This window comes from Luteimonas saliphila (genome assembly GCF_016774335.1).
GTDB classification, from domain to species: Bacteria; Pseudomonadota; Gammaproteobacteria; order Xanthomonadales; family Xanthomonadaceae; genus Luteimonas; species Luteimonas saliphila.
This window is the reverse complement of sequence record NZ_JAETWA010000042.1, coordinates 322056-335864: the sequence shown is the minus strand read 5'-3', so window position 1 is coordinate 335864 and position 13809 is coordinate 322056. Positions and strand designations below refer to the sequence as shown.

At 67.6% G+C, this 13809-nt stretch carries 11 protein-coding genes; 7 read left to right on the top strand and 4 right to left on the bottom strand.

Features of this window, described 5'->3' with window-relative positions; genetic code table 11:
• The first annotated feature begins 20 nt into the window (after positions 1-20).
• The 3 genes from JMO03_RS14040 (at position 21) to JMO03_RS14030 (ending at position 4523) form a co-directional block, all read left to right on the top strand.
• The gene (locus JMO03_RS14040) at positions 21-1625 is read left to right on the top strand and encodes a peptide chain release factor 3 (RefSeq protein WP_202844298.1); all 1605 of its coding nucleotides are present in this window, start codon (positions 21-23) and stop codon (positions 1623-1625) included.
• A 179-nt stretch (positions 1626-1804) separates the two neighbouring features.
• On the top strand, positions 1805-2461 hold the full coding sequence (gene trhA, locus JMO03_RS14035) for a PAQR family membrane homeostasis protein TrhA (RefSeq protein ID WP_202844527.1): 657 nt from the start codon (positions 1805-1807) through the stop codon (positions 2459-2461).
• A gap of 97 nt (positions 2462-2558) precedes the next feature.
• Positions 2559-4523, top strand: a complete 1965-nt coding sequence (locus tag JMO03_RS14030; RefSeq protein WP_202844296.1) for an AsmA family protein — start codon at positions 2559-2561, stop codon at positions 4521-4523.
• Between the two features lie 60 nt (positions 4524-4583).
• Here JMO03_RS14030 and JMO03_RS14025 read toward each other — a convergent pair whose 3' ends face one another.
• Genes JMO03_RS14025 through mtgA form a run of 3 tightly spaced genes read right to left on the bottom strand, consistent with a single transcriptional unit; the run spans position 4584 to position 6808 of the window.
• Complete coding sequence (locus JMO03_RS14025; RefSeq protein ID WP_202844295.1) at positions 4584-5012, bottom strand: CBS domain-containing protein; 429 nt, start codon at positions 5010-5012, stop codon at positions 4584-4586.
• A complete protein-coding gene (locus JMO03_RS14020) occupies positions 4972-6000 on the bottom strand; it encodes a glycosyltransferase family 2 protein (RefSeq protein ID WP_202844294.1) in 1029 nt (342 codons plus the stop codon). The genes JMO03_RS14025 and JMO03_RS14020 overlap by 41 nt, the downstream gene beginning before the upstream one ends.
• A 46-nt stretch (positions 6001-6046) precedes the next feature.
• Complete coding sequence (gene mtgA, locus JMO03_RS14015) at positions 6047-6808, bottom strand: monofunctional biosynthetic peptidoglycan transglycosylase (RefSeq protein WP_202844526.1); 762 nt, start codon at positions 6806-6808, stop codon at positions 6047-6049.
• Between the two features lie 90 nt (positions 6809-6898).
• Between mtgA and hslO the strand changes: the two genes are divergently transcribed.
• The 3 genes from hslO to JMO03_RS14000 all read left to right on the top strand — a co-directional run bounded on the left by hslO (position 6899) and on the right by JMO03_RS14000 (position 11630).
• Positions 6899-7810, top strand: a complete 912-nt coding sequence (hslO, locus tag JMO03_RS14010; protein ID WP_202844293.1) for an Hsp33 family molecular chaperone HslO — start codon at positions 6899-6901, stop codon at positions 7808-7810.
• A gap of 109 nt (positions 7811-7919) precedes the next feature.
• Complete coding sequence (locus JMO03_RS14005) at positions 7920-8774, top strand: XOO1806 family protein (protein ID WP_202844292.1); 855 nt, start codon at positions 7920-7922, stop codon at positions 8772-8774.
• A gap of 189 nt (positions 8775-8963) precedes the next feature.
• On the top strand, positions 8964-11630 hold the full coding sequence (locus JMO03_RS14000; RefSeq protein ID WP_202844290.1) for a TonB-dependent receptor plug domain-containing protein: 2667 nt from the start codon (positions 8964-8966) through the stop codon (positions 11628-11630).
• Between the two features lie 63 nt (positions 11631-11693).
• On the opposite strand, the gene JMO03_RS13995 is transcribed toward JMO03_RS14000, so the two are convergent.
• The gene (locus JMO03_RS13995) at positions 11694-12896 is read right to left on the bottom strand and encodes an ISL3 family transposase (protein ID WP_238346176.1); all 1203 of its coding nucleotides are present in this window, start codon (positions 12894-12896) and stop codon (positions 11694-11696) included.
• Positions 12897-13130: 234 nt separating this feature from the next.
• Between JMO03_RS13995 and JMO03_RS13990 the strand changes: the two genes are divergently transcribed.
• Complete coding sequence (locus JMO03_RS13990) at positions 13131-13796, top strand: putative 2OG-Fe(II) oxygenase (RefSeq protein WP_202844288.1); 666 nt, start codon at positions 13131-13133, stop codon at positions 13794-13796.
• Positions 13797-13809: the final 13 nt, after the last annotated feature.

The window sequence follows — 13809 nt, the reverse complement described above, 5'->3', positions numbered from 1 at the left end:
CACGCCCGTGCGCGCCAAGCATGCCCGACGTTTCCGCCGAAGCCGCCCGCCGCCGCACCTTCGCGATCATCTCGCACCCCGACGCCGGCAAGACCACGCTGACCGAAAAACTGCTGCTGTTCGGCGGCGCGATCCAGATGGCCGGCAGCGTCAAGGGCCGCAAGGCCGCGCGCCATGCGACGTCGGACTGGATGGCGCTGGAGAAGGAGCGCGGCATCTCGGTCACCAGCTCGGTGATGCAGTTCCCGTATGAGGGCCGCATCGTCAACCTGCTCGATACCCCCGGCCACGCCGACTTCGGCGAGGACACCTACCGGGTGCTGACCGCGGTCGACTCGGCGCTGATGGTGATCGACGTCGCCAAGGGCGTGGAGGAGCGCACGATCAAGCTGATGGAGGTGTGCCGCATGCGCGACACGCCGATCATGACCTTCATCAACAAGCTCGACCGCGAGGGCAAGGACCCGATCGACCTGCTGGATGAGGTGGAGAGCGTGCTCGGCATCCAGTGCGCGCCGGTGACCTGGCCGATCGGCATGGGACAGCGGCTCAAGGGCGTCGTGCACCTGGTGACCGGCGAGGTGCACCTGTACGAACCCGGCCGCAATTTCACCCGGCAGGACTCGACGATCTTCCCCTCGCTGGATGCGCCGGGACTGGAGCAACGGATCGGCGCAGACATGCTGGCCGGCCTGCGCGAGGAGCTGGAACTGGTGCAGGGCGCCAGCCATCCGTTCGACGAGCAGGCCTACCTCGCCGGCAGGCAGACCCCGGTGTTCTTCGGCTCCGGCGTCAACAACTTCGGGGTGCAACCCCTGCTGGACTTCTTCGTCGAGCACGCGCCCTCGCCGCGCCCGCGCGCGACCACCTCGCGCGTGGTCGCGCCGACCGAAGCCCCGCTCACGGGCTTCGTCTTCAAGATCCAGGCCAACATGGATCCGCAGCACCGCGACCGGGTCGCGTTCATGCGCGTGTGTTCGGGACGCTTCAGCGCCGGGATGAAGGTGCTCCACGCCCGCACCGGCAAGGACATGAAGCTGGCCAACGCGCTGACCTTCATGGCCAGCGACCGCGAGATCGCCGCCGAGGCGTTTCCCGGCGACGTGATCGGCATCCACAACCACGGCACCATCTCGATCGGCGACACCTTCACCGAGGGCGAGCAACTCGCCTTCACCGGCATCCCCAACTTCGCGCCGGAACTGTTCCGCCGCGCCCGGCTGCGCGATCCGCTCAAGCTCAAGCAACTGCAGAAGGGCCTGGCGCAGTTGTCCGAGGAAGGCGCCACCCAGTTCTTCCGCCCACTGATGAGCAACGACCTGATCCTGGGCGCGGTCGGCGTGCTCCAGTTCGACGTGGTGGCCTACCGCCTCAAGGACGAGTACGGCGTCGATGCCGCCTTCGAACCCGTGCAGGTGGCGACCGCGCGCTGGGTGAAGTGCGAGGACGCGAAGAAGCTCGAGGAGTTCCGCGACAAGCACGCGATGAACCTCGCGATCGACGGCGCCGGCGAACTGGTCTACCTCGCGCCGACCCGAGTCAACCTGCAACTGGCCGAAGAGCGCGCGCCCGCGGTGCGGTTCATGGCGACCCGCGAGCACGCGCACGCCGTCGCCGTCGACTGAGGCGGCACCGGCGCGGCGTGCCTGCGGCTGCGCGCCGCACGCGTCCGACCGGATCGCGCCTGGTGGCTGGTCCGGCTCTTGACCATCCACCGGATCCGGGACGACCGGCGGTCACGCCGCGCCATGTTGCAATGCGGTAACGTATGGACGTGAGCCGCCCCCATTCCAGTTTCAGTTCGATGCGTGCCCGCGTGCGCGCGCATCGGGCGCTCGACCTGCGCGACGAACTCGCCAGCGCGCTCACCCACGGGGTGGGCGCCGCGGCGGCGCTGGCCGGCAGCGCGGTGCTGATCACGCTCGCCGCCATCCATGGCGACGGCTGGCAGTTGGGCGCCGCGATCGTGTTCGGCGTTTCGCTGCTGCTGCTCTACCTCGCCTCCACCCTCTACCACTCGATCCAGCACCCGATCGCGAAGGGTCGCCTGAAGGTGTTCGACCACTGCGCGATCTATCTGCTGATCGCGGGCACCTACACCCCGTTCACCCTGATCGGCCTGCGCGGCACCTGGGGCTGGAGCCTGTTCGCGGCGATCTGGATCCTCGCGCTGGCCGGGGTGGTGTTCAAGCTGTTCTACACCGGTCGTTTCAGGAAGCTCTCGACCCTGATCTACGTCGCGATGGGCTGGCTGGTGGTCGTGGCGATCAAGCCGGTGATGGCGACCCTGGACGGCTGGACCCTCGGCTGGCTGCTCGCGGGCGGGCTGTTCTACACGCTCGGCACGTACTACTACCACCGCGAATCGGTGCGGTACTCGCATGCGATCTGGCACCTGTTCTGCATCGGCGGCAGCGTCTGCCACTACGTGGCGGTGATGGCGCAGGTCATTCCACGCTGACGACGTCCTGGCGATCCGGCCGTCACGAGGCGTTCGCCTCGCTGAACATGGGCGCGGATTTCGCGCCGCGACAACACCGCCCACGAATACTGGAGCAATGCAGCGCCCCGACCGCCCAGGTACTCCGTTCGCCCGTCTGCGCCGGCAGTGGCCGCCTTCGCGGCGCACCGCCACGATCCTGGCCGCGGCGGTCGGCGCCGTCGTCCTGCTCGTCCTGCTCTGGGACTGGAACTGGCTCAAGGGACCGGTCGAACGGATCGTCGAGGCGAGGACCGGCCGCGAATTCGAGATCGCCGGCAACCTCGGCGTCGACCTCGGACGCATCACCGCCGTCACCGCCGACGACGTGCGCCTGGGCAATGCCGACTGGTCCGAGCATGCCGACATGGCCACTGCCGACCGCATCGCGCTGCAGCTGGAACTCTGGCCGCTGCTGCGGGGCTCGGTGAGGTTGGCCGAGATCCGGTTGAGGAGGCCGGACGTGCGGCTGGAGGCGCATCCCGAAGACGGCCCGGGCAACTGGGACTTCGGCTTCGAGGACGATGGCGGCGAACCGCTGCGGGTGCGGCGCTTCTGGGTGGAGGACGGCCGCCTGCGCTTCGACGACGCGCGCCGGAAGACCGGCATCGACATCCGCCTGGCCAGCCGCGAACCCCGCGAAGGCGACGCCGCGCCCGCGATCGCGCTCCGTGGCGACGGCCGCTGGACCGGCAACCCCTTCACCCTCGAAGGGGCCGCGGAGTCGCCCATGGAGCTGCGGGACACCGAGCGACCCTACCGGCTCGACCTGCGCGCCCGCGCGGGCGCCACCCGTGCCCACGCGCGCGGCACCCTGATCGACCCGCTGCGCCTGCGTGGCCTCGACCTGGAGTTCGCGCTCGCCGGCCGCAACCTTGCCGACCTCTATCCGCTGTTCGGCGTGGCGATGCCGGATTCGCCGCCCTACGACGTCGACGGGCGCCTGACCCGCGACGGCGACACCTGGCATTACGACGGCTTCGCCGGCAAGGTCGGCCAGAGCGACCTTGCCGGATCTGCGGCGCTTACCGTGGTCGGCCGCGATCGGCCTCTGTTCAAGGCCGACCTGGTGTCGAAGCGGCTGGACCTGGACGACCTCGCCGGTTTTCTCGGCGGCGCCCCGGACCCGGACGGCGAGGCCCTGGACCCGGCGCTGGCGGCGCAGGCGGCCAAGCAGCAGGCGCGCGGCAAGGTGCTGCCCTCCACGCCCTACGACCTGACGAAACTGCGCGCGATGGACGCCGATGTGCGCCTGCGCGCGCAGCGGATCGACGCGCCGGACCTGCCGATCGACGACATGGACGCGCACCTGCTGCTCGAAGGCGGACTGGCGCGCCTGGAGCCGCTGAACTTCGGCGTCGCGGGCGGCGACATCCGCGCCGACATCCGCATGGATGCGCGCACCGACACCATCACCACGCGGTTGCAGGCGGACGTGCGCCGGATCGAGCTGGCGCGCCTGTTTCCGAACGCCGAGCTCACCCACGATGCGGTCGGCCGCCTCGGCGGCAGCTTCAACCTCGACGGCACCGGCAATTCGGTGGCGGCCATGCTCGCCAGCGCCAATGGCGACGTCGCGATCGGCATGGGTCGTGGACAGATCAGCAACCTGCTGATCGAACTCGCCGGCATCGACATCTACGAGGCGCTGGAGTTCATGATCGGCAAGGACCGCAAGGTCGCGGTGCGCTGCGCGTTCGCGGACTTCGGGGTCGAGGGCGGCGTGATGCAGTCGCGCGCGCTCGCGTTCGACACCAGCGACACCATCATCGTGGGCGAGGGCCAGGTGGACCTGCGCGACGAGACCCTCGACATCGAGCTGCGCCCGCGACCCAAGGATCGCAGCATCCTCGCCCTGCGCTCGCCGCTGCATCTCGGCGGCACGTTCGCCGACCCGAGCTTCCGACCGGACTTCGCGCGCCTGGGCCTGCGCGGCGCGATCGCACTGGCCCTGGGAAGCATCGCGCCGCCGGCCGCCCTGCTGGCCACGCTGGAGCTGGGGCCCGGCGAGGACAGCGACTGCGGCGGCAGCTACGCGCGCTGAGGACCGCGGCGCGGCGCGCGCGAGGCGCGGACCGCTTCGCGGCCGCCACTGGAATCGCGCTCAGCCGGCGATATAGCGCTGCAGCTGTTCCAGCTCGTGCTGCTGGTCCTCGATCACCGCGGCGACCAGGTCGCCGATCGAGATCATGCCGACGACCACGCCGTCCTCGAGCACCGGCAGGTGGCGGATACGATGGCTCGTGACCAGTTGCATGCATGCCGGCACGACATGGTCGGGGCCGACGGTGATCACGTCGGCGGTCATGATCTCGCTCACCGGCGTGTCCTTCGAAGACCGCCCCTCGAGCACGATCTTGCGCGCATAGTCGCGCTCGGACAGGATCCCGGCGAGCCGCGCGCCATCCATCACCAGCACCGCGCCGATACCCTTGAGCGCCATCAACCGGATCGCATCGAGCACGGGCGCGTCCGGCGCGACCGCATGCACGTCAGGCGTCTTGGCTCCCAGCAGTTGCCGCACCGTACGCATGGTGCTTGCCTCCCATTGGCTGCGACAGCGTCGAGGATACTCCGCCCGGCGCCGGACGCCAGTCGTCGACCAGGTACAGCGGCCGCTGCTTGGACTCCTCGTACAGCCTGCCCAGGTACTCGCCGATCATGCCCAGCGCCACCAGTTGCACGCCGCCGAGGAACAGGATGACCGTCATCATCGTCGGCCAGCCGGCCACCGCGTCGCCGTAGAGCAGCGCCTTGGCCACGATCCACACCGCATAGGCGAACGCCGCCAGCGCGGCGGCCAGGCCGACATAGGTCGCCAGCCGCAGCGGCGCGGTGGAGAAGCTGGTGATGCCCTCCAGCGCGAAGTTCCACAGCTTCCACAGGTTGAACTTGCTGTCGCCGGCAAGCCGGGCCTCGCGCCGGTACGGGACCGCGACCCGGTTGAAGCCGATCCAGCCGAACAGGCCCTTCATGAACCGGTGCCGCTCGCGCAGTTGCCGCAGCGCCGCCAGCGCACGCGGCGAGAGCAGGCGGAAATCCCCGGTGTCGGTCGGGATCGGGGTCCGCGACAGGCGCTGGATCACGCGGTAGAACGCATGCGCGGAGCTGCGCTTCAGCCAGCCCTCGCCGTCACGCTGCTCGCGCATGCCGTAGACGTCGTCGAAGCCTTCGCGCCACTTCGCGATCAGCAGCGGGATCAGCTCGGGCGGGTCCTGGCCGTCGGCGTCGAGCAGGACCGCGGCACCCGCGTCGACGCGGTCGAGCCCGGCGGTCAACGCCGCCTCCTTGCCGAAGTTGCGCGACAACCGCAGCAACGCGACACGACGGTCGCCGTTGGCGAGGCCGCGCATGACGTCCCAGGTGCCATCGCCGCTGCCGTCGTCGACGTACAGCACGCGACCCTCGACGCCGTCGGCGAGCAGCCCGTCGAGCACCCCCGACAGGCGCCGGTGCAGCAGCGGCAACGCCTCGGCCTCGTCATGGGCCGCGACGACCACGGTCAGCAGGTCACAGGTCATGCCGGCATCCTAGCCGACGGTGGCGCGCCTGCCGCCGCCAGGAGCGTCATTCCAGCGCCTCGAGGTACGCAGCGCCGCCGATCTGGCGCATGTTGCGCTCGATCGCGCGGGCGCGCCGCTGCACGTATGGTCCCGGGCGCGCGGCACTGTAGCGTTTCGGGCTGGGCAGGACCGCCGCCAGCTGCGCCGACTGCGACGGCGTCAGTGCGCCCGCGTCGCGTCCGAAAAAGCTGCGCGCCGCCGCCTGCGCGCCGTACACCCCGTCGCCGAACTCGGCGACGTTGGCGTAGACCTCGAGGATCCGCCGCTTCGGCCACATCAGCTCGACCAGCACCGTGTACCAGGTTTCCAGCCCCTTGCGGATCCAGCGCGAGGCCGTGCTGGAACCTTGCCACAGGAACAGGTTCTTCGCCACCTGCTGGCTGATCGTGCTGCCGCCGCGCAGCCGTCCGCCACGCTCGTTGCGCTTGCGCGCCTGCTCGATCGCGGCCAGGTCGAAGCCCGAATGGGTGGCGAAGTTCTGGTCCTCTGCGGCGATCAGCGCCACCGGCAGGGACGGCGTCATCGCCTCCAGGTCGCGCCAGTCGTGGGCGATGCGGAAGCCGCGCTCCCCGGCCAGCCAGGCATCGACCTGGCGGATCGCCATGAACGAAGAGAACGGCGGATCGACGAAACGCAGCACCGCGACCTGCAACAGGCTCAGGAGCACGAGCCACACCGGCAGCAGCAGCAACCGCCGCAGCCAGCGCCGCCGAGGACGCCCGGGAGGCAGGCCGTGCGTGCGCGCTTCGGGCGAGCCTTGCGCCATCGTCATCACATCCCCATCTTTTCGGGCACGCGAGCATTCGCGTGCAGTCCCGCTATTCGACCACGCCCCCGCCCGCCTACGCCAACGCCGATGACCCTGCCTCCCGCTCCTCCCGACAGCGACCGGCTGACCCGCTTCCTCCTGCCAATGGCCGGCGTGCGCGGCGTGCGTGTCCACCTGCACGATGCCTGGGCAAGGGTCCGCGCCTCCGACGACTATCCTGCCGCCGTGGCGGAACTGCTGGGCGAGGCGCTCGCCGCCGCCGCGCTGTTCACCGGCCACGCCAAGGTGCAGGGCCGCCTGTCGGTGCAACTGCGCGGCGAGAACGGACTGCGCACCCTGTTCGCCGAATGCACCGCGGCCGGCACGCTGCGCGGCATCGCGCAGCTGGCCGAAGGCGCTACGCCGCCGCCCTCGCGCGACCTGCGCGAACTGGGCGCGGGGGCGTTCCTGGCGATCACGATCGAGAATCCGGGCCTGCGCGATCGCGAGCCGACCCGCTACCAGGGGCTGGTGCCGCTGGAAGCGGACTCGCTGGCCGGCGCGTTCGAGGACTATTTCCGGCAGTCGGAACAGCTGCCCACGCGCGTGCTGCTCGCCGCCGACGAGCGCCACGCGGCGGGCCTGATGCTGCAGAAACTGCCCGGCGACGAAGGCGACGAGGACGGCTGGAACCGGGCCGGCGCGCTGTTCGACACCCTGTCGGGCGGCGAATTGCTGGCGCTGCCCGCTGCAACGTTGCTCACGCACCTGTTCCATGAGGACGGTGTCGAGCAGCTGGGCGACCGCGCGCTGGCGTTCGGCTGCTCTTGTTCCCGCGAGCGGGTGGGCGCCATGCTGCGCTCGCTGGGTGGCGGCGAGGCCCGGGCGGCCGTGATCGACGGCGCCGCCCGGATCCGCTGCGAGTTCTGCGGCGAGCGGTACGCCTTCACGCGGGCGGAGGTCGAGGATCTGGTGGCCGGCCCGGAGGCGGACCTCGCCGCGCCTGAACGCGTTCAGTGATCATGCAGGCGGCCTGTGTTGTGGCGTTGTTAAATAAACATAAACGGGATAGGATCCTTATCCCTTGAGGGAGGGAACTCCGGTTGCGACCGCCGGTCCATTGCTCGCCATGCCACGCCATCTCGCACGACTGACCACCACCCTACTGCTTGCCATAGGCATGGCGGCCGGCGCGCACGCGCAGGTCAAGCGTGCGGACCAGACCGTGCTGCCGATCGTCGACCATAGCAGCGGCAAGGTGCAGGCGTACCTGCTGCTCGAGCCGACCACCGAAGGGACCCGGGCCGGCGCCCGCTGGCGCACCGGCGACAGTTCGCTCGACGCCACCTTCGGCCTCCAGGCCGGCGACTCGCTGGCCCTGCTGTGCAACCAGCACAGCGGCGTGTTCAGTGCGGTGAGCAGCCTCGCCCACAACTGCCAGCTGGCATCGCTCGGCGAACGCGACGGCAGTCGCCGCGCCAGCGCCACCGCGGCCTTCGGCCGGCCCGGCGGCGGTTTCGGCGTGACCGTCGGCCAGGGCCGGGACAGCCTTCCGGCATGGCTGACCCGCGACAGCACGCCCCAGAGCAACGACATCGACCTCAACGACCTGACGGTCTTCGCCCAGAAGAACCTCGGCGACGCGGCCTACGTCACCATCGCCGGTACGGTCGCCAGGGCCACCCTGATCCCGTTCGCGGAAGCCCCTGCCGACATCAGCGACCGCTGGAGCAGCAAGAGCCTCGCCGTCGGCGGCGGCTATGGCGCGTTCAGTGCCAACGTCATCGGCCGGGTCATCGAAACCCCCGGCCAGCCCCGCTTCGAGGGCCTCGGCCTCGGCGTCACCTGGCGGACTCCCTGGAGCGGCCAGCTCACGGTCGGTGCCGAGAACGTCGTCACCCGGGGCAAGAACCCGTTCTCTCCCAACAGTGAGACGAACGACGAGGGCGCCGTGCCCTACGTGCGGTACGAGCAGGATCTCTAGATCCGCTCGGCGCCCTGCACGGGGCGAAGCTGCCTGTCATCACAGAACGCAGCCAATTTGTTAACGACACTTTAATTCTTGACCGGTGCCGGGTAGTATCGCCCGCAACCTTGCCGGTCTTGGCGTCTTTCTTGACTCCTTCGGCGGGGTTCCCATGGGGATACACCCAAGACTCACTTGGAGAGAGAGATGACTTTTAAGACCACCACGCTCCGCGACGCCATTGTCTTCGCGCTCGCGGCAGGTGCTGCAACGATCGCCACCGTTGGCGTCGCGCATGCCCAGGACGCCGCCACCGAACCGACCACCGATCTGGACCGGATCCAGGTCACCGGTTCGCGCATCCGGCGCGCGGAGATCGAGGGTCCGCAACCGATTACCGTCGTGTCGCGCGCCGATATGGATGCAGCCGGAGAAATCTCGGTCGCTGACTTCCTGCGCAACAATGTCTACAACTCCTTCGGTTCGGTCCGCGAGTCTTCGGGGTCCGCGACCGGGTCGCAGGCGACCATCAGCCTGCGCGGCCTCGGCGCAGCCTATACGCTGGTGCTTCTCGATGGTCGTCGCATCACGCCGTCGGGCGCGCTGGCGGGCACCGCAGCCAATATCAACATGATCCCGACCTCGGCGATCGAGCGGATCGAGATCCTGCGAGAGGGCGCGGCCGCGGTCTACGGTTCGGATGCGATCGGCGGCGTGATCAACATCATCACGCGAAGGGATTACGAAGGCGCCAGCATCAGCCTCGGCTACGAAACCCCGAAAGTCGGTCCCAACGGCACGACCGGCAGCGCGTCTGCGGGCATCAGTTCCGATCGTGGCAACGTCACCTTCATCCTGGACCACCAGGAGCGGGAGATGATGTACAACCGCGAGATCAAGGACATCGTGATCGATGCCGGACAGGCCTGGGCGTACAGCGCCTACAACTCTTCGGCAGGTTTCTTCAGCGGAAGCACCGGCCTGGTAAGCATGGCGAACTGCGACCAGTTCGAGAACAGCGTCCGTACCAGCCCGACCAGCTGCGGCTTCGACCACGGCGCAACCTCGGCCAATGAATCCTCGCTTCGGCGCAACGCGTTGTTGGTCAATGGTACCTACGACATCACGAACAACACCTCGATGTTCTTCCGCGGCCTGACCTCGGAGACCAAGAGCCTGGGCGTCTACGCCTCTGCGCCGGTCGACAACTCCGGACGGGGCCCGGGCATCCTGCCGACCATCGCTGCGGACAATCCGTTCAATCCGTACGGCGTCGCCGGTACGCTGTATTACCGGTTCACACCGCTGGGTACCCGCGACTCGCACCGCAAGGACACGCTGCGCGATTTCATGATCGGGCTTCGCGGTTACTCCGAGATCCTCGGTGGGTCCGACTGGGAAGTGGGCGTGGGCTATGGACAGTCGGCACAGGCTTCGGTCAACTACAACTACGGTATCGGCAGCGCGTTGCAGGCGGCGATCGATTCGGGCACCTATAACCCGTTCGACCCGACCCACCCAAGCGTCGCCGCCGCCGCCCCGGGCATCGGGCACACCGTTTTCGTGGAGTCCACCCAGACCACCCGCGGTATCGACGGCAACATTTCCTTCGAACTCTTCGAGATCGGCGGCCGCCCCACGGGCTTCGTCACCGGCTTCGAGTATCGCGAGGACGCGCTCAACCAGACGTTCGACGCGCAGAGTGCCGCCGGCAACGTGTTCGGTTCGGCCGGCGCCGGTACCGATGGCGAGCGCAACTACCAGGCGGTGTACTTCGAAGCGCTGTTCCCGGTTCTGGAGTCCTTGAACCTGACCGTGGCCGGTCGTTACGACGACTACAGTGATGTGGGCTCCAAGTTCTCGCCGCGCGTCTCGCTGGAGTTCCGACCGGTGGATTCCCTGCTGGTTCGTGGCTCGTGGGGCAAGGGCTTCAGGGCGCCTAGCCTGTCCAACCTGTACAACGCCCCCTCCTCGACCAACCTGAACTCCGGTCCGGACAGCTCCATTCCGCACCAGGGCGGCGACGAGCTGGCATGCAATGCGTTGCGCGCATACCGCACCGCATCCGGCAACGCGGCGTACCAGCCCTATCCGGTCGACCCCTGCAACACCAACCTCCAGTACACCTGGCTGCAGCTGTCCAATCCGGACCTGGAGCCGGAAGAGTCGCAGAACTGGGGTCTGGGCGTGGTCTGGAGTCCGACCGATACGCTGTCGATGGCGTTGGACTACTACGACATCGAGATCGAGAACATCATCGCGACCATCCCCCGCGCCCTTGCCTTCCGCTTCGGCGACGACGGCGTGCCGCTGTACGGCGTGACCCGTGGCGACAACATCGTCGCGCCGGGTGGCACGGTCCTGCCCGGTCCGGCGAACCTGATCCAGTTGCCGATCGTGAACGGCGCCTCGCAAACGGCTCGCGGCCTCGATTTCGAGGCGAACTACCGCTTCGAAACCGCCACGGCGGGCACCTTCAGTTCGAAGCTGCAGTGGTCGCACACGCTCGAGTTCGACTTCACTCCCGTGGGTGCAGGCACCCAGGAACGCGCGGGCCTGTTCAACTTCCCGAGGAATCGCGGCCAGTTGGGTCTGGGCTGGAACAGTGGTGACTGGTCGGCCACCGTCATCGGCAACTACATCGGCAGCCACGCCAATGTGGGAAGCGCCACGGCACTGCACCCCTCGTGGACCACGGTGGACATGCAGGTCGGTGTTGCGACCCCATGGAACAGCCGCGTCACTCTGGGCGTGCGAAACGTCGGCAACAAGATGCCTCCGTTCAGTTCCGCGCTGGGTTTCCCGTTCTACAACAACTCCCTGTACAACATTTACGGTCGTACTCCGTACCTGCGCTACGAACAGAACTTCTGATCGGCACGCGTGATTGTTGCAGCATCGACGACCCGCTTCGGCGGGTCGTTTTTTTTTGGTTCTTCACCCAAGTCCGGGGAAGGCGGCACGGATCTTCAGGAAGAAGTAGGCGTCATCGCGGTAGCCGTAGGCCATGCGCTTGATGACCTTGATCTTGTTGTTGATACCCTCGACCAGATTGGTGCCCAACGGCCAACGGCAGTGGGCAAGGATGCCGGGCAAGTAGGGTTCCAAGCGGCGCACGAAGACTTTCAGCGGCTCCAGGCCGCTGTCCAGTGCCCGCTGCTTCCAGTCGTGCCAGAACCGCTTGGCCCAACCGGCATGGCGGTAGCGCCACAGACGCTTGAGGTCGTCCTTGAGCAGGTAGACGGTCAGCAAGGCGCCGTTGGCGGCAAGCAGTTCGTCCAGCTTCACCGCCTGTTCGCTGGGACGTTCTCGCGGTTGCGCAGCAGCAGCCAGCGTGACGTCTTGGCCACCCGGCGAGCGGACTTGTCTTCGCGCAGCCGATTGGCCTCGTCTACCCGCACCCCGGTCGATCACCTCACGGCCGTACTTGGCCACGACGTGGAACAGGTCATAGACCACCTCCGCGTTGGGACAGTGCTGCTTCACTTCCAGGTCGTAGGCGGTATTCATGTCCATCGCCACGGCGCGCAGGCGATGGCAGCCTTCCGACCCCAGCAGTTCGAAGAACGGTCGGACCTCGGCTCGCGAACGGCCTCGGCCGACCCACAGCACCCGCTTACGCTCAGGTTCGACCACGACCGTCGCGTAGCGGTGGCCCTTCTGGATCGCGAACTCGTCCATCGCGATCACTGTCACCCCGGCCAGGTCTACCGGACCCAGCGTCCGCTCCAGGTGCCGGAAGTCAATCGCATTGACCGTCTTCCAGTTCAATCCGAACCAGCGCGCCGCATGCACGATCGAGGTCGCCGTGCACAGCCGCGCCACGTTCTCGGCCAGGCGCCGGGTGACGCGCGCATGCGCGTCCAGCCAGTCCAGGTGTTCCAGCCGAGGGCCACAGTGCACGCATGCCAAGCGCAAGCGCGGGACCTGCAGTTCCACCGAATCGTCGAACACCGGCAGGTCGCGGATACGACGTGTCGTACAGTCGTGGATTGCGCTGGCCGACTCGCCACAGCCCGAGCAACGACGCACCGCATCGGCCTGGGGCTCCAGCCCCACGATCAACCAGCAGTGACCGCCCCGCTGCTCACGCCGCCAACTCGATACGCCATCCCCCACCCAGCCTCCCAGCTGGGCCATACAATCCCCGTCGGCCACGGCCGATCCCCGTTTTGTTGCCTAGACAACAGCAATTCTGCCGGGTCGGTCGTGCGCCTCTTCCCTCAGTTGGGAGAAGAACCCTTTTTTTTGGGGCACGGCCCATTCGATCAGGCATGGTAGCGACTGCCCTTCTGTCACCCTCGGAGCTTGAGCTAGACTGGCTGCCAGAGGCGGCCCTTGCGCCGCCGTCAGGGAATTCGGCCCACGGCCCATATGAGTTCTATCAACGCCAGCATCAATCCGATGTATGCCGTGCCTCTGATGCACTGCCTGATCCCGGGGCACGAGTCGCTCAACGTGGAACTGGTGAAACTTTTCTTCGCCCTGGAAGGTGAAGGCGACAGGCACCGGGACAGGGAACCCCGGGATACGCAGGTCGGCATATTCGAGAGCAACTTCTATCTGCACAAGAGAACTGAAGCCTGCGTTTCAATTCTCTTCGGCAACATCAAGCAGGCGATCTTCAGCCTCGTCCAGGGAATCAACGCCTATAGCGATTCGCAGATGGCGAACATCCGCTTCGAAATGCATAGCTGGTTCCACATCACCCGTAATGGGGGCTTCCAAAGCTCCCATAGGCACCCTAACGCGAGCTGGTCGGCCATTTACTGCGTCGACCCCGGCGACAGCGACGATCCGCAGAGTGGCATCGTGAGATTTCACGATCCGAAGAGTGACAGCATGATGTACATGGATCCTGCGATCGCGAACCTGCAGATGCCCTACCGACTTGGAGCCTTTCAGCTCACGCACAAGCCGGGACAGCTGATCGTGTTTCCTTCCTACCTCGTGCACGAGGTCTTCCCGTACACCGGCCGGCGCCCGAGAATCGTCGTTGCGCTCAACTCGTGGGCCCAATGGCTCAAGCTGCCCGCCTGAGTCACTGGCCGGC